At 72.1% G+C, this 25,066-nt stretch carries 24 protein-coding genes and 1 tRNA gene; 10 read left to right on the plus strand and 15 right to left on the minus strand.

Annotated elements, in window-relative coordinates; genetic code table 11:
- The first annotated feature begins 57 nt into the window (after window positions 1–57).
- From IE252_RS18985 to IE252_RS18995, 3 genes are all read left to right on the plus strand, one after another.
- Window positions 58–735, plus strand: a complete 678-nt coding sequence (locus IE252_RS18985) for a helix-turn-helix domain-containing protein (protein ID WP_190090632.1) — start codon at window positions 58–60, stop codon at window positions 733–735.
- An 89-nt stretch (window positions 736–824) separates the two neighbouring features.
- The gene (locus tag IE252_RS18990) at window positions 825–2,099 is read left to right on the plus strand and encodes a VWA domain-containing protein (protein WP_190090633.1); all 1,275 of its coding nucleotides are present in this window, start codon (window positions 825–827) and stop codon (window positions 2,097–2,099) included.
- The gene (locus IE252_RS18995) at window positions 2,099–2,860 is read left to right on the plus strand and encodes a hypothetical protein (RefSeq protein WP_190090634.1); all 762 of its coding nucleotides are present in this window, start codon (window positions 2,099–2,101) and stop codon (window positions 2,858–2,860) included. Before IE252_RS18990 ends, IE252_RS18995 begins: the two co-directional genes overlap by 1 nt.
- An 89-nt stretch (window positions 2,861–2,949) precedes the next feature.
- On the opposite strand, the gene pcaG is transcribed toward IE252_RS18995, so the two are convergent.
- From pcaG to IE252_RS19015, 4 genes are read right to left on the minus strand one after another with little or no spacing between them, the layout of a single operon-like run.
- Window positions 2,950–3,471 carry a protocatechuate 3,4-dioxygenase subunit alpha gene (gene pcaG / locus IE252_RS19000; RefSeq protein ID WP_190090635.1) on the minus strand — a complete coding sequence of 174 codons (522 nt, stop codon included), beginning with the start codon at window positions 3,469–3,471 and terminating at the stop codon, window positions 2,950–2,952.
- Window positions 3,468–4,232, minus strand: a complete 765-nt coding sequence (gene pcaH / locus IE252_RS19005; protein WP_190090636.1) for a protocatechuate 3,4-dioxygenase subunit beta — start codon at window positions 4,230–4,232, stop codon at window positions 3,468–3,470. Before pcaH ends, pcaG begins: the two co-directional genes overlap by 4 nt.
- A gap of 11 nt (window positions 4,233–4,243) precedes the next feature.
- Window positions 4,244–5,005, minus strand: a complete 762-nt coding sequence (locus tag IE252_RS19010; protein WP_190090637.1) for a CoA-transferase subunit beta — start codon at window positions 5,003–5,005, stop codon at window positions 4,244–4,246.
- A complete protein-coding gene (locus IE252_RS19015; RefSeq protein ID WP_190090638.1) occupies window positions 5,002–5,805 on the minus strand; it encodes a CoA transferase subunit A in 804 nt (267 codons plus the stop codon). The genes IE252_RS19010 and IE252_RS19015 overlap by 4 nt, the downstream gene beginning before the upstream one ends.
- Window positions 5,806–5,995: 190 nt before the next feature.
- Here IE252_RS19015 and IE252_RS19020 point away from each other — a divergent pair, with 190 nt between their 5' ends.
- Window positions 5,996–6,460: a MarR family winged helix-turn-helix transcriptional regulator gene (locus IE252_RS19020; protein ID WP_190090639.1), complete on the plus strand. Its 465-nt coding sequence runs from the start codon at window positions 5,996–5,998 to the stop codon at window positions 6,458–6,460.
- A gap of 8 nt (window positions 6,461–6,468) precedes the next feature.
- Here IE252_RS19020 and IE252_RS19025 read toward each other — a convergent pair whose 3' ends face one another.
- Window positions 6,469–7,878 carry an FAD-dependent oxidoreductase gene (locus tag IE252_RS19025; RefSeq protein ID WP_229848566.1) on the minus strand — a complete coding sequence of 470 codons (1,410 nt, stop codon included), beginning with the start codon at window positions 7,876–7,878 and terminating at the stop codon, window positions 6,469–6,471.
- Between the two features lie 123 nt (window positions 7,879–8,001).
- Between IE252_RS19025 and IE252_RS19030 the strand changes: the two genes are divergently transcribed.
- Window positions 8,002–8,907 carry an alpha/beta fold hydrolase gene (locus IE252_RS19030; RefSeq protein ID WP_190090640.1) on the plus strand — a complete coding sequence of 302 codons (906 nt, stop codon included), beginning with the start codon at window positions 8,002–8,004 and terminating at the stop codon, window positions 8,905–8,907.
- Between the two features lie 62 nt (window positions 8,908–8,969).
- On the opposite strand, the gene IE252_RS19035 is transcribed toward IE252_RS19030, so the two are convergent.
- From IE252_RS19035 to IE252_RS19045, 4 genes are all read right to left on the minus strand, one after another.
- Window positions 8,970–11,027 carry a phosphocholine-specific phospholipase C gene (locus IE252_RS19035; protein ID WP_190090641.1) on the minus strand — a complete coding sequence of 686 codons (2,058 nt, stop codon included), beginning with the start codon at window positions 11,025–11,027 and terminating at the stop codon, window positions 8,970–8,972.
- Between the two features lie 176 nt (window positions 11,028–11,203).
- Window positions 11,204–12,901, minus strand: coding sequence for a cytochrome bc1 complex cytochrome b subunit (gene qcrB / locus IE252_RS19040; RefSeq protein ID WP_190090642.1), 1,698 nt, complete (start codon window positions 12,899–12,901; stop codon window positions 11,204–11,206).
- 188 nt (window positions 12,902–13,089) lie between these two features.
- Entirely contained in the window at window positions 13,090–13,212 is a 123-nt protein-coding gene (locus IE252_RS43995; protein ID WP_268248416.1) for a hypothetical protein, read from the minus strand.
- Between the two features lie 375 nt (window positions 13,213–13,587).
- A tRNA-Leu gene (locus IE252_RS19045) sits at window positions 13,588–13,675 on the minus strand.
- A 322-nt stretch (window positions 13,676–13,997) separates the two neighbouring features.
- Between IE252_RS19045 and IE252_RS19050 the strand changes: the two genes are divergently transcribed.
- Together IE252_RS19050 and IE252_RS19055 are read left to right on the plus strand one after the other, a co-directional pair.
- Window positions 13,998–15,269: a DUF2254 domain-containing protein gene (locus IE252_RS19050; protein ID WP_190090831.1), complete on the plus strand. Its 1,272-nt coding sequence runs from the start codon at window positions 13,998–14,000 to the stop codon at window positions 15,267–15,269.
- Window positions 15,270–15,334: 65 nt separating this feature from the next.
- A complete protein-coding gene (locus tag IE252_RS19055) occupies window positions 15,335–15,790 on the plus strand; it encodes a peroxiredoxin (protein WP_190090643.1) in 456 nt (151 codons plus the stop codon).
- A gap of 131 nt (window positions 15,791–15,921) precedes the next feature.
- On the opposite strand, the gene IE252_RS19060 is transcribed toward IE252_RS19055, so the two are convergent.
- Window positions 15,922–17,457, minus strand: a complete 1,536-nt coding sequence (locus tag IE252_RS19060; protein ID WP_190090644.1) for an aldehyde dehydrogenase family protein — start codon at window positions 17,455–17,457, stop codon at window positions 15,922–15,924.
- A 327-nt stretch (window positions 17,458–17,784) separates the two neighbouring features.
- A complete protein-coding gene (locus IE252_RS19065; protein WP_373298572.1) occupies window positions 17,785–18,732 on the minus strand; it encodes a beta-ketoacyl-ACP synthase III in 948 nt (315 codons plus the stop codon).
- A gap of 281 nt (window positions 18,733–19,013) precedes the next feature.
- Here IE252_RS19065 and fdhD point away from each other — a divergent pair, with 281 nt between their 5' ends.
- Complete coding sequence (gene fdhD / locus IE252_RS19070) at window positions 19,014–19,862, plus strand: formate dehydrogenase accessory sulfurtransferase FdhD (RefSeq protein ID WP_190090833.1); 849 nt, start codon at window positions 19,014–19,016, stop codon at window positions 19,860–19,862.
- A 21-nt stretch (window positions 19,863–19,883) separates the two neighbouring features.
- Here fdhD and IE252_RS19075 read toward each other — a convergent pair whose 3' ends face one another.
- Both IE252_RS19075 and IE252_RS19080 read right to left on the minus strand, forming a co-directional pair.
- On the minus strand, window positions 19,884–20,417 hold the full coding sequence (locus tag IE252_RS19075) for an isochorismatase family protein (RefSeq protein ID WP_190090645.1): 534 nt from the start codon (window positions 20,415–20,417) through the stop codon (window positions 19,884–19,886).
- An 80-nt stretch (window positions 20,418–20,497) separates the two neighbouring features.
- Window positions 20,498–20,962 carry a MarR family winged helix-turn-helix transcriptional regulator gene (locus IE252_RS19080; protein WP_229848568.1) on the minus strand — a complete coding sequence of 155 codons (465 nt, stop codon included), beginning with the start codon at window positions 20,960–20,962 and terminating at the stop codon, window positions 20,498–20,500.
- 107 nt (window positions 20,963–21,069) lie between these two features.
- Here IE252_RS19080 and IE252_RS19085 point away from each other — a divergent pair, with 107 nt between their 5' ends.
- Window positions 21,070–22,002: a quinone oxidoreductase family protein gene (locus IE252_RS19085; RefSeq protein ID WP_190090646.1), complete on the plus strand. Its 933-nt coding sequence runs from the start codon at window positions 21,070–21,072 to the stop codon at window positions 22,000–22,002.
- On the opposite strand, the gene IE252_RS19090 is transcribed toward IE252_RS19085, so the two are convergent.
- On the minus strand, window positions 21,986–23,017 hold the full coding sequence (locus IE252_RS19090) for a bile acid:sodium symporter family protein (protein ID WP_190090647.1): 1,032 nt from the start codon (window positions 23,015–23,017) through the stop codon (window positions 21,986–21,988). The genes IE252_RS19085 and IE252_RS19090 overlap by 17 nt on opposite strands.
- A gap of 171 nt (window positions 23,018–23,188) precedes the next feature.
- Between IE252_RS19090 and IE252_RS19095 the strand changes: the two genes are divergently transcribed.
- A complete protein-coding gene (locus tag IE252_RS19095) occupies window positions 23,189–24,058 on the plus strand; it encodes a LysR family transcriptional regulator (protein WP_190090648.1) in 870 nt (289 codons plus the stop codon).
- Here IE252_RS19095 and IE252_RS19100 read toward each other — a convergent pair.
- Window positions 24,033–24,998, minus strand: a complete 966-nt coding sequence (locus IE252_RS19100) for an Lrp/AsnC family transcriptional regulator (protein ID WP_190090649.1) — start codon at window positions 24,996–24,998, stop codon at window positions 24,033–24,035. The two genes, IE252_RS19095 and IE252_RS19100, sit on opposite strands and share 26 nt — an antisense overlap.
- Window positions 24,999–25,066 lie beyond the last annotated feature (68 nt).

Raw genomic sequence — 25,066 nt, forward strand, 5'->3', positions numbered from 1 at the left:
TCTTCACTCTGTGTTCGAGGTGTGCGGAGCAACTCGTGTGATCTAGGAGAATTACTGGTGACGGACGGCTTCTCGGATCCGGGACCGGCGGCCACGGGCCCTCTGGGGGACATCGCGGCCCGCGTCGACGAACTGGCCCGCAAGCTCGGAATGAGCCAGGCAGAGGTCTTCGACGTGCACCAGCTCTCCGACGCCTCGGGCGTTCCGGCCGACGTCGTCCAGGCGCTGCTCGAAGGCCGTCCGGCCGGTGAACCGGACGTCCAGGCCCGGTTCCTCCAACGGTTCGGCGCGCTGCGCCGCTCCCGGCTGAAACCGAACGGCCGCCCCTACACCCAGCAGGAGATCGCCGACGGCGCCGGGATGTCCCGGCAGCAGGCGGGCGCCCTCATCAACGGCGACCGGCGCCCCACCATGGAGCACTGCGACGCCATCCAGCGCTTCTTCAAGGTCCACGCGGGCTATCTCACCGCCGAGGACAGCGAGGCCCTGAGCGACGCGCTGCTCCGTACCGAACAGGAGCTGCTGCACGCCTTCGCCGCCCGCGAGCACGACCGGGAGCGCGAACTCGACGCGCTCGCCCCGGCCGGGGACGACCCCCTTGAGCGCCTGCTCCAGGACCACGGTGTGCGCGGCATCGCCTGGCGGGCCGCCCAGCTCCCCACGGACAAGCACCGCGACAAGGTCACCGAGTGGCTGGACATGCTTCTGGAGAACGTGAAGCGCGCGGATCCCTGACCCGGGCGGGCCCCGGTCCGCCGCCCGGCGGAACCGGCCGCGGAGTCGCTGGATTTGGGCGGGGATACGATCTTCCATAGGATCCGGCGATGATCACCAGAAAACGGTTGGCGGCCGGGGTGGGCGCGCTGCTCGCCACCCTCGCCACCGGCATCCTCCCGGCCGACGCGGTCGCGGCCGACGGACCGCCCGCACAGAAGGCCGCACCCAAGGTCGAGCTGGTGCTCGACGTCAGCGGCTCCATGCGGGCCCGCGACATCGACGGCCAGTCCCGGATGGTCGTCGCCAAGCAGGCCTTCAACGACGTACTGGACTCGGCCCCGCCGGAGGTCGAGCTCGGCATACGGACGCTCGGCGCCAACTACCCGGGCAACGACCGCCAGGTCGGCTGCAAGGACACCCGCCAGCTGTACCCGGTCGGCCCGCTCGACCGCACCGAGGCGAAGACCGCCGTCGCCACCCTCGCCCCGACCGGCTGGACGCCGATCGGCCCCGCCCTGCAGGGCGCGGCGCAGGACCTCAAGGGCGGCGAGGCGACCCGCCGGATCGTGCTCATCACGGACGGCGAGGACACCTGCGCGCCGCTCGACCCGTGCGAGGTGGCGCGCGACATCGCCGCCCAGGGCATCCACCTGGTCATCGACACGCTCGGCCTGAACCCGGACGCCAAGACCCGTGACCAGCTGACCTGCATCGCGCAGGCGACCGGCGGCACGTACACCTCGGTGAAGCACAAGGACGAGCTCAAGGACCGCGTCAAACAGTCGGTCGACCGCGCCGCCGACCCGGTGGTGGTCCCGGTCGCCACCAACGGCGCCGCGAGCTGCGAGAGCGCGCCGCAGCTGAAGCCCGGCCTGTACACCGACCGCGAGACGTTCGGCGAGCACCGCTGGTACAAGGTCGACGTCAAGCCCGGCCAGGAGCTGCGCGCCGCCGTCAGCATCGGCGCCGACCGCGCCGTCAACAACGACTACGGCGTGCTGATGCGGGCCGTCACCCGGCACGGCCGGGAGATCGTGCGCGGCTCCGAGGCGGGCGACGGCCGCACCGACCTGATCTCTACGGGTCTGCGCTATCCGAAGCCGAAGGCGAAGGACGACGCCGACAAGGACGCCGTGGAGACCGTCTGCCTCCAGGTCAGCAACTCCTTCTCGGCGCCCGCGTCGGTGAAGACCACGCCCGGTATGCCCGTCGAGCTGACCGTGGACGTCGTCGACGGCCCCGACCAGCCCTCGGACGTGGCCGCCTTCGGCCTCGGCCGCGGCTGGTGGCTGCTCGGCGTGCTGGTGCTCACCGGCCTCCTCGCCGGTCTGCTGTGGGGCTGGATCTCGCGCTGGCGCGTGGCTGTCTGGAGGACCAACTGATGCGTACCACAAGGATGCTGGCCGCGGCGCTGCTCACCGGCGCCGCGCTGCTCGCCCCGGCGGCACCGGCCTTGGCCGACACGCCGTCGCCCGGCCCGAGCAAGTCCTCCGGCGCGCCGACGGAGGCGGGCACCACGTTCCGTACCGCGACGCCCGTCAAGCAGGGCCAGCAGGCCACCGCGACGGCCTCCAGCGGTGACTACCTGTACTGGGTCTTCCCCGCCGACGCGGGGCAGCGCCCCACCGTCGACGCCACGGTGACGCTGCCGTCCGCCGGCCGCCAGACCGCGACGACCTGGCGGATCGACGTGTACGACGGGCTGCGCCGCCGCCAGCCGTGCATGTACGGGGCGCAGTCCCGCTCGGCCGCGCCCGACGCCACCAGCGTGACGCTCTCCTGCACGCTGCGCCCGGTGCGCGCCTGGGCCGACGGCTGGTCGAACGACCCGCTGCCGGGCAGCTACTACGTACGACTCACCGCCGTCGGGCTGCCCGCCTCCGAGCGGGGTCTGCCCGTCAAGGCGGAGATGAAGCCGACCACCAAGGACACGGGCGGCGCCCACGCGGTGGACGGCAGCCTGTCCACGCCGCTGGGCGCTGGCGGCCCGAAGGCGGAGCCGGAGGACGGCTGGTCGTCCGGCTGGTGGACCGACCGCTGGATCTGGACGGCCGTCGGCGGTGTGCTCGGCGCACTCGCCGGTGTCGCCGGGTACGCGCTGACGCGCGGCCGGGGCCGCGCGTCGTACGTCCCGCAGAGCTGACGCTCCGTCACTCCCCCTTCGCCGTCGGCCCGGCAGGCACGCGCCGGGCCACGGCGGAGGCGGCGGGGATCCCGAGCGCGTCCCCGAGGTCAGCGGAATGCGAGGAACACCGTCTCCTTCGGTCCCTGGAGGTGGATGTCGAAGCGGTGGGCGCGCACGGCCGGGTCGGCCACGGCCATCAGCGTGCGGCGCAGCTCCGGCTCCAGGGAGTCGAGCAGCGGGTCCGGCGCCTCGCTCAGATACACCCGGGTGAACAGGTGGTGCAGCAGGCCCCGCGCGAAGACCGCGACGCACAGGTACGGGACCCCGCCGGGCGCCAGCGTCCGCAGGGTCCAGTGGCCGGACGCGTCGGTGGGGACGCGGCCGAAGCCCGTGAAGTCGACCCCGTTGCGGCCGAGCGAGCCGGGTTCGCCGGTACGGGAACCGTCCGGTCCCGGCTGCCAGAATTCCAGGAGGGCGTCGGGCACCGGCTCGCCGTCCCCGTCGTAGACGTGGCCGTGCAGCGTGAGGGTGTCCGGGTGGCCCGGCGGGGCCATCGCCTCGCCGCCCGCGAAGGGCAGGGCGTGGCCGTAGAAGGGCCCGATGGTCTGCGAGGGCGTGGGCTGGTTCACCGCTCCCCCTCCTCGAACGTGGTGGCGGACGTGCCGCCGAGCACGATGTCCCAGCGGTAGCCCAACGACCAGTCCGGTACGGAGAGTCGGGGATCGTACGCCGCGACCAGCCGGCTCCGCGCGGCCTCGTCGGGGACCGAGAGGAAGATCGGGTCGTACTCCAGCAGCGGGTCGCCCGGGAAGTACATCTGGGTGATCAGCCGCTGGGCGAAGGCCGTCCCGAAGAGCGAGAAGTGGATGTGCGCGGGCCGCCAGGCGTTCTCGTGGTTCTGCCAGGGGTACGCGCCCGGCTTGACGGTGGTGAAGGAGTAGCGCCCGTCCGCGTCGGTGAGGCAGCGGCCGAAGCCGGTGAAGTGGGGATCCAGCGGCGCGCGGTGCCGGTCGAGTTGATGGGCGTACCGCCCGGCCGCGTTGGCCTGCCAGATCTCGGTCAGCTGGCCCGCCACCGGCCGCCCCCCGCTGTCCACGATCCGCCCGCTGACCGTGACGCGCTCGCCCAGCGGCTCGCCCCGGTGGTGCGCGGTCAGGTCGTGGTCGAGCGGGCCGACGTCGGTGGCGCCGAAGACCGGCCCGCGCAGCTCGACGGCCTCCGGGTCGCGCACCGGGAACGGCGGACGCCTCGGGTGGCGCAGCCGACTGCCCACGTACGGCGGGAAGTCGCGGGGCGGGTGGTCGGCGCCCCGGACGTCGGCCGCCTCGGTGTCGACGACGTGCTGATCAAGACCGTCGGGCGGCTTCCCGTACTGCTGACGCACTGCCATCTCTCCCTCTCTCAGACCGACTTGAGGGCGTTCAGCTCCCTCAGCTCCAGTTCGCTGGGCGGTGGTGTCACCCCCACCCGGTCCGCGGTCCGCAGCGGCCACCCCGTCGCCTCCCGCACCTGGCCGACGGTGACACCGGGGTGCACCTCGGTCAGTATCAGTTCGGCGGTCGCCGGATCCGGGCGCAGCACGCCGAGGTCGGTGATGACGGAGACCGGGCCCCGGCCGCGCAGCCCGTGCCGGGCGCGGTCGCCGGGGCCGGTGCCGTGGCCCAGCGTGGTGACGTAGTCGAGGCGCTCGACGAAGGTGCGCGGCGAGTGGCGCACCGCGATCAGCACCTCGCCGCAGTGCGCGGCGATCTCGGGGGCGCCGCCCGCGCCGGGCAGCCGCCCGCGCGGGCGGCCCGGACCCCGGTCCACCTCTGTGGTGTTGATGTTGGCGTACCGGTCCAGCTGCGCGGCGCCGAGGAATCCGACGTCGATACGGCCGCCCTGGAGCCAGTAGGTGAACATCTCGGTGACCGGTACCAACGCGTCGGCGGTGTCGGCGAGTTCGCCGTCGCCGATGGAGAGCGGCAGCCGGGACGGCTTGGCGCCGATGGCACCGGACTCGTAGATCAGGACCAGGCCGGGGTTGTGCACGCGGCGGGCGAGGTTGGCGGCCGTGGACGGCAGTCCGATGCCCACGAAGCACGTCCGCGCACCCACGAGGGCCCGGGCCGCGCCGACCGCCATCAGCACGTCGCCGCCGACGCGGCCCGGTCCGTCGCTCATCCGGTCACACACTCCTTGAGCCACTGCTGGAACACGTCCCGGTCGCGCGAGACGCGGTCCCACTCCCGGTAGTAGTCGTTGTCCCGTTCCGAGTACCCGGCGGCGTACGAGGGATGGGCGCCGCCCGGCACCCAGGCGACGGCGTCGACCACCCAGCCCGGCAGCACCACGCCGCCCGGGCGCGGCTCCAGCACTTCGACGAGCTCCTCGACGGTGACGAGCACCCGCTCGGCCGCGAGGACCGCCTCCTTCTGCACCCCGGCGAGCCCCCACAGCTGGACGTTGCCGTCGCGGTCGGCCTGCTGGGCGTGGATGACCGTGACGTCCGGGTTGACCGCGGCGACCGCCGCCAGCTCCTGCCCGGTGAACGGGCAGTCGATCGTTGACAGCGTTGTCGTACGGCGTCCCAGATCGCTGCCCCGGTAGCCGTTGAGGAGCGCGAACGGCAGCCGGGAGGCGCCCGCCGCATAGCGGTTGGCCATGCCCGCGTGGCTGTGCTCGTCCAGCTCCAGCGGCCGCGGCCAGCCGTTCTCGACCGCGTCGCGGAACCGGTGCAGCGAGCCGACGCCCGGGTTGCCGCCCCAGGAGAACACCAGCTTCCTGGCCAGCCCCGCCCCGATGAGCTGGTCGTAGATCACGTCCGGGGTCATCCGCACCAGCGTGAGATCGGTGATGCCCTGCCGGATGACCTCATGGGCCGCCGCGAACGGAATGAGATGGGTGAACCCCTCCATGGCGACCGTGTCCCCGTCGCGAATCAGGTCGGCCACCGCCTCGCGCAGCCCTCGAATTTCGGCCATTGCTTCCCCCTGCCCTTCGCTTCCCCGTAGCGGTAGGCTCAGTGTTTAGTCAGTGCACTGAGCACCTACCGCCTTCCGAAGCTAACGGGACGAGTCGGACGGGTCAACACCCGCAGTGGGCTGAACACTTGACCGTACGCGGTTGACCGAAAGCGCTCGCTATCGAGCGGCAGCACGAGAGGAACACACCGTGTCCGCAGTCGACTTGAGCGGCCACCCCGGACATCTGGCCCGGCGGCTCCAGCAGGTCCACTATCTGCTCTGGAACACGATGGTCTCCGAGCAGACCACGTCCCCGCAGTTCGCGGTCCTCAACACCCTGGTCGCCTCCCCGGGCCTGGACCAGCGGACCGTCGGCGAGCGGGTGGGCCTGGACCGGTCGACGATCGCCGAGGTCATCAGCCGGCTGACCCGGCGCGGTCTGCTGCGCAAGACGCGCGACCCGCGCGACGGCCGCCGCTCCCGGCTCGACGTCACCGACGAGGGCCGCGCGGTGCACCGCGAACTCACCGTCCGCACGGCTCGGATGAACGAGGTGTTCCTGGCCCCGCTGGCCCCCGCCGAGCAGACCGTCTTCCTCGACCTGCTGCGCCGGGTCGCGGACGCGGCCGAGAGCTTCGGCGGTGCGGCCGAGGAAGAGGCGCAGGCCGGCTGACCCGGGGTCTAGACCCCCTCTCGCCGCACCGGCGGTTCCTGCGGGGTCGGCCGTACGGGACCGAACAGCACCGCCCTCGCGATGCGCGGCGCGAACAGCGCGGTCACCGGGGCGGTCAGGTACAGCACGTCGCGGAAGACCCGGCCGACCGCCGGATCGCCCGGCGCGCGGGCCTCGACGCGCGCGAGGTACCACCCGGAGACCCGGTCGGCAGGCGTGCTGCGCGCCGCGCCGCCCGTCGCGGTCGGCATGTTCTTGTCGGAGCCGGCCGAGATGTCCCAGGCCTGCCGCGAGGCCGCGAACATCGCCTTCTGCACCCGCCGGGTCGTCGGCGTACGGCGTGTGTCGGCCAGCGCGTCGCGCAGCGCGAGGGCACTCATGGCGGCGACCGTCATGCCCTGGCCGTAGATCGGGTTGAACACGCACTGGGCGTCACCCGTGGCCAGGAATCCGGCGGGACGGCGGCCCGGAAGGTCGTAGCGGCGGCGGATGTTCGCGGTGGTGCGGTAGGCGAGCGCGGGCGCGTCGGCCTTGGCCGCGTCCAGCCAGTTCCGGGTGATCGGGTGCGGCAGCCGGTCGGCGAACTCGGTGAACCCCCGGTCGTCCAGCGGCGGTTCGTTGCCCCGCAGCCCCGAGAGCGTGACCATCCACCGGTCGCCCTCGGCGGGCAGCACCACCGCGCCGTGCGTCTGGCCGGGGTTGGGGACGATGAAGTGGGGCTCCGCGTCGTCGTCCTCGCCCGTACGGTAGACGCGCGTCGCGTAGGCGAGCCCGGTCTCCAGGGTCTCCTCGACGGCCGGTTCGGCGCCGATGGCACTCAGCCAGTCGGCGGCCTTGCTGCCGCGGCCCGAGGCGTCGACCACCAGGTCGGCGGCAAGCCGCTGCGGCTCCCGGCCCACGGCGACGGCTGCCGCGCCCCGCTCGCGCAGCAGCACCCCGCGCACCCGCGAGGCGTCGCCGACCAGGCCCACGGTCTCGGTGCCCTGGACGAGCTCGATACGGGGATCGGCCAGCACCCGGCGGCGTACCAGCCACTCCAGCAGGGGCCGGGTCGGGCAGATGAAGAAGGCGGTCTCCTCGGTGCGGCGGAACCAGCGCCCCGCCTGCCACTGCGCCAGGTCGCTGGGCGCGCCGACACGGGGCGCGCCGTGTGCCATCAGCTCGTCGGTGAATCCGGGCAGCAGGGCGTCGTAGGCGCGTTGACCGCCCGGGATCAGCACATGGGTGTGGCGGCTCTGCGGCACCCCGCCGCGCGGCTCGGGCCCGTCGGGCAGCCGGTCGCGCTCGATCACCGTGACCCGGTCGGCGTGGGCCGCGAGCACCTGGGCCGCGAGCAGCCCCGCCAGACTCGCCCCGATGACGACGGCGTGCCGCCCCCCGTCCCCGGACGCGCCGGTCCCGTTCACCGTCTCCAACACCGTGCTTCCCCTTGTCCGCCGCGATCCGTGGCCGCCCAGTATGACGCGCCGCGACGCCCTCGACCTGGCGGAGTCATACGATTTGGCCCGATCCGACCGCTCGCTCGGCAAAGGTCAGGCCCCATGGAACGCACCGACCGCACCGCTCCCCCTGACCCCGGGATCGACGGCTTCGCCTACCACCGCGTGCCGGTCGCCCAGGCGGTGGCGCTCCAGGTGGCCGTGGGCGGTTCGGGCCCGCCCGTGGTCCTGCTGCACGGCTTTCCCCAGACACATCTGATGTGGCGTCATGTCGCCGCCGAGCTCGCCGCCGACCACACGGTGATCTGCCCGGATCTGCGCGGCTACGGCGACAGCGACAAGCCGGTGGACACCGACGGCTCGGTGTACGCGAAGCGGACCCTGGCCGCCGACGTCGTCGCCCTCGCCCGTGCGCTGGGCCACGAGCAGTTCGCGCTCGTGGGGCACGACCGGGGCGCGCTGGTCGCGATCCGCGCCGGGCTCGACCACCCGCACGCCGTCACCCACCTCGCGTCCCTCGAAGTGGTGCCGACCCTGGACACCTGGGACGTGCTGCGCGGCACGTCCGGCGCCGCCGGGTTCCCGCTCTCTCTGACGGCCCAGCCGCCGGGCCTGCCGGAGCGGATGATCTCCGCCACCGCCGACGAGTTCTTCGGCCACTTCCTCGACCTGTGGACCCGCGACCCGGACGCCATCCCCGCCGAGGTGCGCGCCGCGTATCTGCGGGCCTGCCGTGCGGCCGTCCCCTCGATCGTCGCCGACTACCGCGCCTCGGCCCACATCGACGTCGAGCACGACACGGCCGACCGCCGCTGTGGCAACCGGCTGCGCATGCCGGTGACCGTGCTCCAGCAGGACTGGGGCGCCGCCCCCGACGCCGGGACGGCCGAGCGGTGGCGCACCTGGGCCCCCGACCTGGTCCACCGGACCGTCTCCTGCGGCCACTTCATGGCGGAGGAGTCCCCGGCGGAGGTGGTGGAGGTCCTGCGCGAGCTCCTGGCGCGCTGACCCCCCGTACACGCGGACCGGGCCGCCCCCTGGGGGACGGCCCGGCCGTTGAGGCGGAACGATCAGGCGGTGAGGATCGCCGGGTCGCTGACGCCGGCCGTGCCGGTCTCCACGTGTCCGGCGAACCGGCGCAGGAAGGTGGAGGCGGTGCTGGAGACCACCGACACGTCGTACCAGCGCTTGCTCGCCGTCAGGTCGACCGTGTACTTGACGGTGGCGCCCGGCTGGACCGTGAGCGCCTGGGAGGCGCCGCCGTACCCGTCGGTGACCGTGAGGCGCGCGCTCGACGTGCCCGCGTTGGTCAGGGTCAGGTCGAGGTTGCCGGTGGTCGCGTTGTGCCGGGCGGTCACCTCGGGGCCCGCGGTCTTGCCGGGGTTGCGGAAGGTGCGCAGGAACCCGTTGGGGCCGAAGACCGTGAGGTCGGTGGTGCCCTTCGAGTACGCGGTGTTCCACGTGTCGGAGAGCGTCTTGCCCGCCTCGGTGGTGTACGTCCACGGCCCGTCGGTGCGGTTCGGCGAGGTCACGAAGAACTGCGCGCCCGCCGAGGCGCCCGCGCCGAAGGTCAGCGTGAACTTGCCGGTGGACGCGTTCGCCGAGCCGTCCACGTACGGCGCGTACCGCAGCGGCCGGGTCTTGCGCGAGCCGCGCTCCTGCTTGGGCACGCTGCCGGTGGTGGGCGGCACCGGCACGAAGTCCGGGTGCCGGTTGTGGTCCGGCGGCAGATAGCCGGCCGTCGAGGGCAGCGAGGCGGGCGTGGTGTTGGACTTGCCGAAGTCGAACGCCGAGGTCAGGTCGCCGCAGATGGCCCGCCGCCAGGGCGAGATGTTGGGCTCCTGGACGCCGAACCGGCGCTCCATGAAGCGGATGATCGAGGTGTGGTCGAAGGTCTCGGAGCAGCTGTAGCCGCCGGTGGACCAGGGCGAGACGACGAGCATCGGAACGCGCTGGCCGAGCCCGTAGGCACCGGCGCCGTGGCTGATGTCACCGGCGTAGTAGTCGGCCGAGGTCGAGACCGTGGACAGGCCCTGGTTGGCCGAGGAGGGCGGGAACGGCGGCACGATGTGGTCGAAGAAGCCGTCGTTCTCGTCGTACGTGATGAACAGCGCGGTCTTCGCCCACACATCGGGGTTGGAGGTCAGCGCGTCGAGCACCTGGGAGATGTACCAGGCGCCGTAGTTGGCCGGCCAGTTGGGGTGCTCGGTGAACGCCTCGGGCGCGGCGATCCAGGAGACCTGCGGCAGCTTCCCCGCCTTCACGTCGGCCTTGAGGATGTCGAAGAAGCCCTGGCCCGCCTTGGCGTTGGTGCCGGTGCGCGCCTTCTCGTAGAGCGCGTCGCCGGGCTTGGCGTTGCGGTAGCTGTTGAAGTACAGCAGCGAGTTGTCGCCGTAGTTGCCGCGGTAGGCGTCGTTGATCCAGCCCCAGCCGCCGGCCGCGTCAAGGCCGTCGCCGATGTCCTGGTAGATCTTCCAGGACACCCCGGCCTTCTCCAGGCGCTCGGGGTACGTCGTCCAGCCGTACCCCTTCTCGTCGTTGCCGAGGACGGGCCCGCCGCCGGTGCCGTCGTTGCCGGTGTACCCGGTCCACATGTAGTAGCGGTTCGGGTCGGTGGAGCCGATGAACGAGCAGTGGTACGCGTCGCAGATGGTGAAGGCGTCGGCGAGCGCGTAGTGGAACGGGATGTCCTCACGGGTGAGGTACGCCATCGTGGTGGACGTCTTGGCGGGCACCCACTGGTCGTACTTGCCGTTGTTGAACGCCTTGTGGCCGCCGGCCCAGTCGTGGTTGAGGTCCTGGATGAACTGGAGACCGAGGTTGTCCGCCTTGGGCCGGAACGGCAGGACTTCCTTGCCGCCGCCCTCCTGGTGCCAGACCGGCTTGCCGCTGGGGAGCGTGACGGGGCGCGGGTCGCCGAAGCCGCGCACGCCGCTGAGCGAGCCGAAGTAGTGGTCGAAGGAACGGTTCTCCTGCATCAGGACGACCACGTGCTCGACGTCCTGGATGCTGCCGGTGCTGCCCTGCGCCGGGATGGCGGCGGCGCGGGCGATGCTGTCGGACAGCATGGTGAGGGCCGCGGTGCCGCCGGCGAGCTGCATGAACCGGCGCCGATTGAGTTCAGCCATGAGTGAGGTGACCTCTGCAAGGGTGTGGGGACAGAAGCGACTGGAGTGTTCCAAGAACAGCGAGCAATACGGAAGACCCAGTGGCGTATCCGTGTCGAGCGGCGGTACGCGAGACGAACACGGGCCCCGCCGTGACGACCGGCGGGGCCCGTGTTCCGTACCGATGCGCGATGCCTCTAACGGGGCTGGTGCTCCTGCTCCTCCACCTGCTCGTGGCCGTGGCTGTCGCCGTGGCCGTGGCCCGAGGCCTGGATCTGCTTGTACTCCTCGACGGTGGCCTTGGGGACGTGCGAGCCCGGCCCGTACATGGCCTTGGCGAGCTTGGCGCGCAGCCGCTGGGAGCGGGTGGTCTTGCGCCGGACGCCGTTCGCGTCGACCTCCGGGCCCAGTTCGAAGGGCGCGGGCTGCTCGTGCTGGGTGAGCTTGTACAGCTGGCCCTGGTCGAGCGGCTCGTGCACCTCCACGTACTCACCGTGCGGCAGCCGCTTGATCATGCCGCTCTCCCGGCCGTGCAGCGCCTTGTCGCGGTCGCGGAGCTGGAGTCCGTGGCAGATGCGCTTGGTGACGATGAAGGTGAGCACCGGTCCGGCGAAGAAGGTGATCCGTACGAACCAGGTGATCGAGTTGATCGAGAGGTGGAAGTGGGTGGCCCACAGGTCGTTGCCGCCGCCGATCAGACACACGAAGTACATGGCCAGCCAGGCCGTGCCGAGGCCGGTGCGGACGGGGTGGTTGCGCGGCCGGTCCGCGATGTGGTGCTCGCGCTTGTCGCCGGTGACCCACGCCTCGATGAACGGATAGGCGCCGATCGCGGCGAGCAGCACCGGGAAGAGCATGAAGGGGATGAGGACGCCGAGGGCGAGCGTATGGCCCCAGGCGTTGATCTCCCAGCCCGGCATCACCCGGATCAGGCCCTCCGAGAAGCCCAGGTACCAGTCGGGTTGGGCCCCGGTCGAGACGAGGTCCGGCCGGTAGGGCCCCATCGCCCAGACGGGGTTGATGGTCGCCACCGCGCCCATGATCGTCAGCAGCCCGAAGACCAGGAAGAAGAACCCGCCCGCCTTGGCGGTGTAGACGGGCATCAGAGGAGCGCCCACCACGTTCTTCTCGGTCCGTCCGGGACCGGCGAATTGGGTGTGTTTGTGGTAGAAGACCAGGATCAGATGGGTGACGACGAGCCCCAGGATGAGCCCTGGCAGCAGCAGCACGTGCGCCGAATAGAGCCGGGGAATGATGTCGTGCCCCGGGAACTCTCCGCCGAAGAGGAAGAAGGAGATGTACGTGCCGACGATCGGGATCGACAGGATGGCGCCGTCGGCGAACCGGATGCCGGTGCCGGAGAGCAGGTCGTCCGGGAGCGAGTAGCCGGTGAGGCCGGTGATGAGGGCCGTGAACAGGATGGTCCAGCCGAACAGCCAGTTCAGCTCGCGCGGCTTGCGGTAGGCCCCGGTGAAGAACACGCGCATCATGTGCACCAGCAGCCCGGCACAGAAGACCAGCGCGGACCAGTGGTGGACCTGACGGATCAGCAGCCCGCCGCGCACGTCGAAGCTGAGGTCGATGGTGGACTCGTAGGCCCTGGTCATCCGGACGCCGCTCAGCGGGGTGTACGAGCCGTTGTAGACGACCTCCACACCGCTCGGCTCGAAGAAGAGCGTCAGATAGATGCCGGTGAGTATGAGGACGAGAAAACTGTAGAGGCAGATCTCGCCGAACATGAAGGACCAGTGGTCCGGGAAGATCTTGCGCATCTGGGTCCGGGCGATGGAGTAGATGCCGAGGCGCCCGTCCGCCCAGTCGGCCAGCTTCTCGCCCTTCGCCGGCTCTTTGGGTCGCGCTGTGTCCTCGGTGCCGCTCCTGATATCGGTGCTCATGCGTCTCCCCCTCAGGCGTTCCATCCCTCAAGGCCTGTAACAGGGTAGACATCCGAACACCCGGGCCAACAGCCCCCACCCGGACGCGAGTTGAGTGACCCGGGCCACGTGGTGACGCTGTGTTCCGGGCGGGGGCCGACCGCGACACCCGCCGGACGCCTCGGACACGCCCGGCGGGTGCCCGCGGGTCAGCCGCCGAGCGGGACCTCGCGCGGGACGAACTCCCAGGTGGGCTCGGACAAGGCGGTGACGGCGGCGATGGCTATCGCCGCGGTGACGGCTGTGGCGGTGGCGGTGGCTGTGGCGTTCAAGTGCTGCTCCCCTGCGAGGTGTTCGGTGGGGTGGGGGTGACGGCGGAGATGGCGGTACCGGCGGCGCCGTGACAACGGCGGCTCGCGATGGGACGCCTAAGAATACCTACCGAGCGGTTCATTTTGCCAGCGGCGGTGCAAGCTCAAGTAGGCCTCAAATGCCACAGAAGACTCAGGAACGGGATCTTCCATCGAATGGAACCAGGCACTTCGGTCTTATTTCGGTGCGCGAACCAGGACGCCGCTCACTACGGACGTGGGTCGTGTGTACCGCGTCCGGCTATAGCGGGAGTCGCGAGGGGCGCCGGGCCGCATGCGCACCGGCCCCGGAAACGCAGAAAACCCCAGATCGACTGGGGTTCTCGCTGGTGTTGCTGGTGTCCGAGGGGGGACTTGAACCCCCACGCCCGATAAAGGGCACTAGCACCTCAAGCTAGCGCGTCTGCCATTCCGCCACCCGGACTAGGTGTGTGTCTCGCGGGCTTTTCCCCCGCGGCGACAGAGATAACTCTACCAGGGGTTTGAGGTGGTGTTCACCCGCATATTGCGTGGTCAGGCGATCGCGGGGCCTTGGCATGGGTGACGGTCGGGCTCCTCGGCCGTTGATCGCCCGAACGGGGGCCGAGGGTGGTCGTTCGGGCACTCAGCGTGAAACCCGCAGGGGCGGCGTCCGCGCCACCATGTGGGTACGGCCGTGGGCTCGCCGGGCGTGGGGCCCGGGTCGCGCGGGGTGCGGGCCCTAGCCTCGGGGCGTGGGCAACGGCGAGCGTTATCGGCGGCCCCGGATGCTGTCTCCGCTGCGGGAGCATCTGCGGGACACCTTCTGGTTCGCGCCGAGCGCGGCGCTGGTGCTGGTGTACGTGCTGTGGCAGCTGGCGTACTGGCTGGACACGGCGATCGTCGACGAGCTCCAGCGGCAGCGGGAGTACGACGCGGTCAGCGAGCTGATCGGGGTCGTCGACGATCTGAAGACCGTGATCACCACGGTCAGCTCGGCGATGATGACCTTCATCGGTGTCGTCTTCAGCATCTCACTGGTCGCCGTGCAGATGGCGAGCGGGCAGTTCACCCCGCGCGTGGTGCGGATCTTCGTACGGTCCCGGATCACCAAGCTGACCTTCGCCGTCTTCCTGGCGACCTTCGCTCTGTCGCTGCTCGTCCTCACCTCGTACAGCGGGGTGACCGATCCCAAGCTCGTGGACAGCGTGCCCATCGCGCAGAGCCTGCTCACGATCGGCATGGTCACGCTGAGTCTGCTGCTCTTCATCGCGTACGTGAACGCCACGCTGCGGTTGATGCGCGTCGGGCACGTCGTCGACCGGATCACCGCCGAGGCGTTCCGGGTGGTGCAGAAGATGCCGCAGGGAGGCGTGGGCGAGGAGCCGGCGGCGGAGAGCGGGCAGATCGGGCACAGCGGGCGGGCCGGGGTGCTGCGGGACGTGAACATCGCGCGGCTCGTGCGCGCGGCCCGGCGCCAGGGCGTCGTGCTGCGGCTGATCCCCCGGATCGGGGACTTCGTGGTGCCGGGCACGCCCGTGCTCGCGGTGCACGGCGGTCGGGCGCCGTCGCGCGGCGCGCTCGGGTACACCGTGTCGGTGGGGGTGGAGCGCACGTTCCACCAGGACCTCGGGTTCGGGCTGCGGCAGCTCTGTGACATCGCGCTGCGGGCCCTCTCCCCCGCCGTGAACGATCCGACGACGGCCGTGCAGTGCCTCGACCGGATCGTGCAGCTGCTCGCCGAGCTCGCCCACCGGCCGCTCGGCGCGGTGGGACACCGTGACCGCCGGGGTGCCGTACGGCTGGTGCAGCCCGTCCCCTCCTGGGAGGACCTCGTCGACCTCGGCTTCACCGAGATCCGTATCTACGCCGTCGGCAGCCCGCAGGTCACCCGGCGGATCGTGGCGGCCCTGGACGAGCTGCTGCGGCTGGCTCCCGAGCAGCGGCGCCCGCCGCTCCTGCGGCACCGGGCCCTGCTCGTCCACGCCGTGGAACGAGACGTTCCGGAGGCGGCCGAGCGGGCGTTCGCGCTGGAGGCCGACCGGCAGGGGATCGGCTAGCGCCTGCCCGCCCCGGCTCCCGCCCTCCCCGTCGGCAGCCCCTCCGTCAGTGGTTGACTGCGCCCATGAGAATTGGCGACAAGGTCGACGACTTCAAGCTCCCCGACGAGACGGGCACCCTGCGCACCCTCTCCGAGCTGGTGACCCAGGGCCCGGTGGTGCTCTTCTTCTACCCGGCCGCCTTCACCCCCGGCTGCACCGCCGAGGCGTGCCACTTCCGCGACATCGCCGGGGAGTTCCGGGCGCTCGGGGCCCAGCCGATCGGCATCAGCGCCGACGCGGTGGAGCGGCAGGCCGAGTTCGCGCAGAAGCACTCCTTCGGCTATCCCCTGCTCTCGGACTCCGACGGCACGGTACGGGAGCTGTTCGGCGTCAAGCGCGGGTTCAGCATCGCCCCGACCAAGCGTGTCACCTTCGTCATCGACACCGACCTGCGGGTGCTGGAGGTCGTCAAGAGCGAGCTCCGGATGAGCGTCCACGCCGACCGCGCCCTCGCCGCCCTGCGCAAGCGCGACGCGTAGGCCGTCGGTATCCCCCCGTACGCGTGAGGGCACGCCGCCGGTCCGGCTGGCCGGGGTCGGGGGTGCTGCTCCGACCCCGGCCAGCCGGTCGTGTACTCAAGCCGTTCGCGTACTCAGGAAGCCGACGCCTCCTACGCGTACGACTCCGGGAAGTTCCCCGGCAGCCGCTCCCCCGCCGGGCCCTCGGTGACCGCCCGCACCAGCAGCTCGCCGCCGACGAAGGCGCCGCGCCACGAGGCGCCGAAGCCACCGAACAGCTCCTCGCGGTCGCCGCGCGAACGCGGCTTGCCCCGGCCGACCTTGAACGCCCGGATCTGCGGCGCCAGGCGGGCGTACGTCTCGGGGTCGTCGGTCGACAGGCTGGCGACCAGGGCCCCGTTCGAGGCGTTCATGGCGGCCAGGAGCTCCGCCTCCGTGTCGACCAGGACGATGGTGTCGACCGGGCCGAACGGCTCCGCGTGGAACAGCGGTGAGGACGAGGGCGGGTTGAGCAGGCTCACCGGCGGCAGGTACGCGCTGGTGTCCTGGCCCGGCAGGAACCGGCCGTCGGCGAGGCCGCCCCGGTGCAGCGGGACGGCGCCCCGGTCGATCGCCTCGGCGACCTGGTCGCCCAGCTCCTTCGCCTTCGCCGCGTTGATCAGCGGCCCGAAGTCCAGCTCGGGCAGGGCGTCTTCGGGGTGCTCGACCGCGAGGGGGTGGCCCGTGCGGACGGTGTGGACCGCCGGGAGGTACGCGGCGAGGAACCGGTCGAAGAGCGCGCGCTGCACGACGAACCTCGGATACGCGGTGCACCGCTGCTTGCCGTAGTCGTACAGCTTCGGGATGACGGCGGACAGCGCGTCCCAGTCCGTGTAGTTCCAGATTCCCCAGGTGTTGAGTCCTTCCTGTTCGAGGATGTGCCGCTTGCCGATGTCGGTGACGGCCGTGGCGATGCGCGCGCCGGTGTCGCGCCCGCCCACGAACGACACACAGCCGATCTCCGGCGAGCGCACCAGGGCCTCGGAGAGCTCGCCGCCGCTGCCGCTGACGAGGGTGACGGGGATGCCCTCGCGCGCGGCCAGCGCACTGGCCAGGGTGAGGCAGGAAAGGCCGCCGTCGGTCGGGGTCTTGGCGATGACCGCGTTGCCCGCCAGTGCCTGTACCAGCATGGCGTGAACGAGCACGCTCATCGGATAGTTCCAGCTCGCGATGTTGGAGACGGGGCCGTCGAGCGGGGTGCGGCCCTCCAGCATCGCGTCGATGTTCTCCACGTACCAGCGGACCCCGTCGATGGCCCGGTCCACGTCCGCCTGGGCCAGCTTCCAGGGCTTGCCTATCTCCCAGACGAGGAGCAGGGCGAGGAGTTCGCGGTGTTCGGTGAGCGCGTCGAGGGTGGCTCCGACGCGGGCGCGGCGCTCGGGCAGCGGGATGTGCCGCCAGGCGCGGTGCTGGTCGAGGGAGGCGCGGACCGCCTGTCGGGCGGTGGGCGCGTCGAGTCGCGGCGGGCCCGCGATGGGGCTGCCGTCGATCGGGCTGGTGGCCGGCAGGGCGCGTCCGTCGGGCTGCCACTGGCCGTTCCAGAGGTTGAGGACGCGGTCGTCCCGGAAAGCCTCGGGGGCGATCGCCCGGCAGCGCTGCCAGGCGTCGGTCCAGGCGGTGCCGGGCTTGAGGATGAGGGTGGGTGCCATCTGTGGGTCTCCGCTCGGGTCGGGCGGGGCAGGAAGTGGCGCTGGCCGCCCTCGCACCGGGCGGCCGTACGGCGACGTTAGTGACTCGGAGACCTGCCGCGATACGCACCCACGGTCAATTATGAGTGACATCACTTGAGGCCGGGGGCTGTTGGGCGCGCGTGTGCCCGGCCGGGCGGTCGATGCCCGCGCACAGCCAGTGGTCCTGCCCCCGGGTGCGGTGAACCCTCGGTGTCAGGTCACGCGCCGTCAGCGACGACCCTCGCGCGGCCCGACGGCGACGTCGAGAGCGACGTGCCCGCGCGGATGCCCCGGCCCCTGCTCCCGTCACGGGCAGCGGATGACCTGTCCCGCGTACGACAGGTTGCCGCCGAAGCCGAAGAGCAGGACCGGGGCGCCGGTGCGGATCTCGCCGCGTTCCACCAGCTTGGACAGGGCCATCGGGATGCTGGCGGCCGAGGTGTTGCCGGAGTCGACGACATCGCGGGCGATCACCGCGTTCACCGCGCCGATCTTGCGGGCCACCGGCTCGATGATGCGGAGGTTGGCCTGGTGCAGGACGACGGCGGCCAGCTCCTCCGGGGTCACCCCGGCGCGCTCGCACACCCGACGGGCGATCGGCGGCAGCTGGGTGGTGGCCCAGCGGTAGACGGCCTGGCCCTCCTGGGCGAAGACGGGCGGGGTGCCCTCGATCCGTACGGCGTGGCCCATCTCGGGGACCGAGCCCCACAGGACCGGGCCGATCAGCTCCTCGTCCGCGGCCTCCACCACGGCGGCGCCCGCGCCGTCGCCGACCAGGACGCACGTGGTGCGGTCGGTCCAGTCGGTGACCCCGGTCATCTTGTCGGCGCCGATGACCAGGGCCCGGGTGGACGAGCCGGCCCGGACCGCGTGGTCGGCGGTGGCCAGGGCGTGGGTGAAGCCCGCGCAGACGACGTTGAGGTCCATGACGGCGGGCGAGCCCATGCCGAGGCGGGCGGCGACCCGGGCCGCGGTGTTCGGGGAGCGGTCGATCGCGGTGGAGGTGGCGACCAGGACCAGGTCGATGTCGGCGGGGGTCAGCCCGGCTGCGGCCAGCGCCTTGGCGCCGGCGTGCGCGGCCAGCTCGTCGACGGGTTCGTCGGGCCCGGCGACGTGGCGGGTGCGGATGCCGACCCGGCTGCTGATCCACTCGTCGCTGGTCTCGACCATGGCGGCGAGCTCGTCGTTGGTGAGCACCTTGGCGGGCTGGTAGTGCCCGAGCGCGACGACGCGTGAACCTCGCAAGCCGGTCATGCCGCGGTTTCCCCTCGTAGGACATCAGGAGCCATCCAGTCTTCGTGGCTACCGACCGGTACAGGGGCAAGAGATCCAACAGGCTTCCCGGCGTGCCTTTGGAGCCTTGTGTCAGCTCCCGAGGGTCTTGCGCGTACCGCGGCGCCGACTGACGCCTCACTTTCCCCGTGCAGGACAATGAGCTCGTCGAGGTCACCTCGCCGCACGACGGCCCGGTGACCCACGGCACCCTCGCATCAAGGGCCGCTTCGGCCTCCAGCACGTACAGAATCGGGAATGAGATGGGACGGGTCACCGAACGCCGCCGCATCATCCGCATCCGGGACGGGGCCGTCTCCGCCCGGCCGGACACGCTGGTGGCCGAGGAGCCACTGGAGATCCGGCTGAACGGCAGACCGCTCGCCATCACCATGCGCACCCCGGGCGACGACTTCGCGCTGGCGGCCGGGTTCCTGGTCAGCGAGGGCGTGATAGCGGCGGCCGACGAGGTGCAGTCGATCGTGTACTGCGCCGGGGCGACCGCCGACGGGGTCAACACGTACAACGTGGTGGACGTGAAGCTCTCCCCCGGCGTCGAGGTCCCCGACATCACGCTGGAGCGCAACGTCTACACCACGTCGTCGTGCGGTCTGTGCGGCAAGGCCAGCCTGGACGCCGTCCGTACGCAGGCGCGCTTCCCGATCGCCGACGCTCCCCCGGTCAGCGTCACCCCCGAGCTGCTCGCGAGCCTCCCCGACCGGCTGCGGGCCGCCCAGCGCGTCTTCGACCGGACCGGGGGCCTGCACGCGGCCGCGCTCTTCTCGGAGGAGGGCGAGCTCCTGGACGTACGGGAGGACGTGGGGCGGCACAACGCGGTGGACAAGCTGGTGGGGCGGGCCCTGCGGGACGGGCGGCTTCCGCTGTCGCGGGCGGTGCTGCTCGTCTCGGGGCGGGCCTCGTTCGAGCTGGCCCAGAAGGCCGTGATGGCCGGGATCCCGCTGCTCGCCGCCGTCTCGGCGCCGTCGTCGCTCGCCGTGGACCTGGCCGCCGAGACGGGCCTGACCCTGGTCGGCTTCCTGCGGGGCGCCAACATGAACGTGTACGCGGGCGAGCACCGCATCGCCCTGGAGGCCCCGGCCGCCCAGGGCTGACGGGGCCCCATAGTCGGTGTCCTACGGCGCCGCCGCGAAGACGACCGCCGAGGCGGGCAGGACCGTGCCGAGGCGCGGGAAGTTCAGGCCGACCGCCGCCCGGTGCTCGTCCTCGGTGAGCGCCGCCATGGCGTCCTCGGCGAAGACGAGTTCATAGCCGAGGTCGGCGGCGGCGCGGGCGGTCGACTCGACCCCGAGGTTGGTGGCGATGCCGCCGAACACCAGCGTCGTGACGCCGCGTTCGGCCAGCCGCTCGTGCAGACCGGTGCCGTGGAAGCCGCCGATGGTCCGCTTGACGACGGTCAGGTCGCCGTCCGCCGCGAGCCCCGCCACCAGGTCGCTGCCGGGCGGCTGCACCTCGACGTGCGGCCGCTCGACGCGGACGAGCACGACAGTGGCGCCCGCCGCACGGGCGCGCGCCGCCAATTCCTGGGCGGTGGCGACCACTTCGTCCCCCGAGCGGGGCGCGAGCGGCAGCGCGGTGATGCGGTCCATCAGATCGACGAGGACGAGCGCGGTACGGGCGGGATCCAGCGGAGCGTCAGGTGCGGTCATGACGGCACGCTACCGCCCCGATGATCAAGAAGACGGCCGGGGGCGCCCCTTGCGGCAACCGCGATGACCAAGGGCGCCCATCAGGCCCCCTCCTCCAGCTCCGCCGCCCCGATCCGCCGCAGCAGCGCCATCAGCTGCTCGCGCTCGGCCGCGCCCAGCGGTGCCAGGAGTTCGTCGTTGGCCCGCTCGGCCGCCACCGCGCAGCGGGCCAGCATCGCCTCCCCCTCCTCGGTGACCGAGACCGCGTTCTTGCGGCGGTCGCGGGGGTCCGGCTCGCGTACGACGTATCCGTCGGCCTGGAGGTCGTTGAGGACGCCGACCAGATCCTTGGGGTCGAGCGAGATCCGGCGCCCTAGGTCGGCCTGGGCGAGCGGTCCGTACTCGGACACGGCGGCCAGTACGGCGTGGTGCCACATCTTGGCGCCCTCGTTCGCGATGGCCGCCGCCACGAGGCCGCGGCCCCTGGTGGCCGCCCGGCCGAGGATCCAGCTGGGCAGGGCCTGGATGCGCTGGAGGGCGGGGAGGGAGTCGGCGCGTTCGGTCACGTAGACGACCTTACCCAGAAACCATTGGACTTCCCAACGATTCCCGGTCTATTGTTCAACTCGTTGGGACCACCAATGAATCCAGTCCATCCACACCGGGAGAGTCCATGCGCCGTGTTCGCTTCGAGGTCAACGGCGGCCCCGAGGTCCTGTTCACCGAGGACGTCGAGGCCCCCGCGCCCGGGCCCGGCGAACTGCTGGTCCGCACCGACGCCATCGGCGTCACCCTGCCCCTCGTCCGCAAGGTCCGCGAGGGCAAGGGGCCGTTCCCGCTCGGGGGCGAGGTCGCGGGCACGGTGACCGCGGTCGGCGAGGGCGTCACCGCCTTCGCCCCGGGCGACCGCGTGACGGGACTCTGCTTCTCGCACGGGTACGCCGAACTGGCCGTCCTCCACGAGGCCATGGCCTCCCGCATCCCCGACCACGCCTCGTCCGTCGAGGCGGTCGCGCTCGTCCGCAGCGGTCTGGTGGCGCGCGGCGCCTACGAGTCGGCGCGGCCGCAGCCGGGCGAGTCGGTCCTGGTGACGGCGGCGGCGAGCGCGGTCGGGCAGCTCGCGCTCCAGCTGGCCCGGGCGGGCGGCGCGAGCCGGGTGGTCGCGGCGGTGAGCTCGACCGAGAAGGCCGATTTCGTACGGGAGATGGGCGCCGACGAGGTCGTGCTCTACGGCGACGAGTCCTGGGGCGAGCCGGTCGACGTCGTCCTCGACGGCGTCGGCGGCGAACTGCTCAAGCCCGCGGTGAAGGCGCTGGCGCCGGGCGGACGGCTGGTCGCGTTCAGCTCCGGCGGCGGCACCGTCGAGGTCTACGACCTGCTGGTCGGCGGCAAGTCGGTGATCGCCTTCCAGATGGCGCTGATCGCCCGCGGCAAGCCGGCGCTGTACGCGGCCTGGCGCGACGAGCTGTGGGAGCTGCACCGCGCCGGCAAGCTGCGCGCGGCCGTCGCCGCCGAGCTGCCGCTGGAGGAGGCCGCCCGCGCCCATGAACTGATCGACTCGCGGCGCAACTTGGGCAAGGTGGTGCTCGTCACCGGCGCCGCGTGAGAGCGGCGGGCCGGGCGACCGGGCCGGGCGCCGCCTCCTCCAGCGGGTCGCGCGCCCGCCGTCTGGCGATCACCGCGCAGACCATCAGCTGCATCTGGTGGAAGAGCATCAGCGGCAGCACCGCGAGCGCCGCCTGGGCTCCGAACAGGACGCTGGCCATGGGCAGCCCGGCCGCCAGGCTCTTCTTGGACCCGGCGAACTGGATCGCGATCCGGTCGCCCCGGCCGAACCCGAGCCGCTTCGCCCCGTACCAGCTCAGCGCGAGCATCGCGGCGAGCAGCACCGCCTCGACCCCGAGCAGCGCACCGAGCCGGGCCGGGCTCACCTGGCCCCAGATGCCCCGGACCATGCCCTCGCTGAACGCGGTGTAGACGACCAGCAGGATCGAGCCCCGGTCCACCAGGCCCAGCACCTTCTTGTGCCGGGTGAGGAAACCTCCCACCCAGCGCCGCAGCAACTGCCCGGAGGCGAACGGCACCAGGAGCTGGAGGGCGATCTTCAGTACCGAGTCCGCCGGGACGCCTCCGGCGCTGTCGCCGAGCAGCAGCGCCGCGAGCAGCGGGGTCACGAAGATCCCCGCCAGGCTGGAGAAGGAGCCCGCGCAGATCGCGGCGGGCACGTTCCCGCGCGCGATCGAGGTGAAGGCGATCGAGGACTGGATGGTCGACGGGACCAGGCACAGGAACAGGAGCCCCTGGAAGAGGTCCGGGGTCAGCACCACCGGCACAAGCCCGCGCGCGGCGAGCCCCAGCAGCGGGAAGAGCACGAACGTACAGGCCAGGACCGTCACATGGAGCCGCCAGTGGCGCAGCCCGTCCAGCGCCTCCCGGGTGGAGAGCCGGGCCCCGTACAGGAAGAAGAGCAGGGCGACGGCCCCGGTCGACGCGCCGCTAGCCACCTGCGCGGCGCCGCCGGAGACCGGGAGCAGCGCGGCCAGGGCCACCGTGCCGATCAGCGTCATGATGAACGGGTCGATCGGCAGCCAGGACGGCAGCTGGGGCGTGCGGCGGTTCATCGGCTCCACTTGGCTCTTCGCTCGGCGCCTTTCCGGGCCTTCGCGGGCGGTCGGGTCGTACGGCTTCGTGCCGCGCCCGGTCGGACCCTCTCGATCATTCACCCCGCCGGGCCGATCGGGAATCCCGTACACCACTCTGACTGTCATCGCGTTCCGCGATAACCTGCTGCCGTGTACGAGCCGCACCAGCTCCGGACCTTCCTGGCCGTCGCCCAGACGCTCAGCTTCACGCAGGCCGCGCGGCGGCTCGGGCTGCGGCAGTCGACGGTCAGCCAGCACGTGCGGCGCCTGGAGGAGGCGACCGGGCGGCCGCTGTTCAACCGGGACACGCACAGCGTCCGGCTCACCGAGGACGGCGAGGCGATGCTCGGCTTCGCCCGGACGATCCTGGCCGCGCACGAGCGGGCGGCGGCTTACTTCACCGGGACCCGGCTGCGCGGGCGGCTGCGGTTCGGCGCCTCCGAGGACTTCGTGCTCACCCGGCTCCCGGAGGTCCTGGAGGCCTTCCGCCGCGACCATCCGGAGGTCGACCTGGAGCTGACGGTCGAGCTCTCCGGCACCCTGCACCGCCGTCTGGAGGCGGGCCGCCTCGACCTGGTGCTCGCCAAGCGGCGCCCCGGCGACACCCACGGCGAGCGGGTCTGGCAGGACACCCTGTGCTGGATCGGCGCGCCGGGGCTGCGCCTGGACCCCGACCGGCCGGTGCCGCTGATCCTCTTCCCGCCGCCGGGCATCACCCGGGCCCGGGCGCTCGAAGTGCTCGAGGAGCACGGGCGGCCGTGGCGGATCGCCTGCACCAGCGGCAGCCTGAGCGGACTGGTCGCGGCGGCCCGGGCGGGGCTCGGCGTGATGGCGCACACCCGCGGACTGGTCCCGCCGGGGCTGGTGCCGCTGCCGCCGAGGTCGGGGCTGCCCGAGCTCGGGCCGGTGGACTTCGTGCTGCTGCACGGCGGGCGCCGCCCCTCGGCGCAGGAGGCGGCGGACGCGCTCGCGGCGGCGATCCTGGCGAGCGGCCTCAGCCCGCGTACGTCAGCCGCTTGACCTGGCGCAGTAAGGGCGCGGTCTCCACGTGCCGGACCCCTTCCAGGGTGCCGAGCTTCTCGCTGAGGTACGTGTAGAGCCCGGCCGGGTCGCGGCAGATGACGACCGCGACCAGGTTGGCAGGCCCGGAGGTGGCACCCGCGAAGGCGACTTCCGGGTGCGAGGCGAGGGCCGCGCCGACGGCCGCCAGCGCCGAGGGCGCCACCGTGATCCACAGCAGCGCCCTGGTCCGGAAGCCGAACCGGGTCGTGTCGAACTCAACGTCGATGAACAGCGCGCCGCAGCGCAGCAGCTGGTCCAGGCGCCGCTTGACGGCGGACTCCGAGCGCCCGGTGGCCTTCTGGAGCTCGGGGTAGGACGCCCGGCCGTTGCGCGCGAGCGCGGCGATGAGGGCGTCGTCCTCCTCGTCGAGCCGGATCGGGGCGGACGGGTCCACCGGCGCGGGCAGCAGCGCGGCCCGCTCCTCGGCGGTGAGCGCCGAGTCCTTGGTGAACCAGCCGAGCGGGCCGCCGTAGAAACGGTGGAGCAGCTGGTGGGCGCCGATCTCCACGATGCTCGGGGTGCGCGGCAGCTTGCCGAGCAGCAGCGCCTCATAGTCCTCGGGCCGGCGCGACTCGGTCGTGCAGACCACCTCGGTGCCGCCCGAGGTCAGCCCGATCCAGGCGGTGTCGGACCGCCGGGCCAGCGCCGTCGCGATGGAGACGGAAGCGTCGGGGGTGCAGCGCAGCCGCAGCATCCAGCGGGTGTGGCCGAGCCGTTCGGTGTCGCGGACCCCGACGACCCGCAGCTCGCCCTCCGCGTACAGCCTGCGGTAGCGGCGGGCGACGGTCTGGTCGGAGACGCCGAGCACGGCGGCGATCTTGCTGAAGGGGGCCCGGCCGTCCAGGACGAGCGCGCTCACCAGCCGCTGGTCCAGCTCGTCGAACTCGGGTGAATCCATCGGCCTGAGCCCTTCCGATGTCGGATTCCTGCGTGTACGGCGGACTGGGTGGAGCTTCGGTCCGGCCG

Source organism: Streptomyces melanogenes (assembly GCF_014649795.1).
Classification (GTDB): domain Bacteria; phylum Actinomycetota; class Actinomycetes; order Streptomycetales; family Streptomycetaceae; genus Streptomyces; species Streptomyces noboritoensis.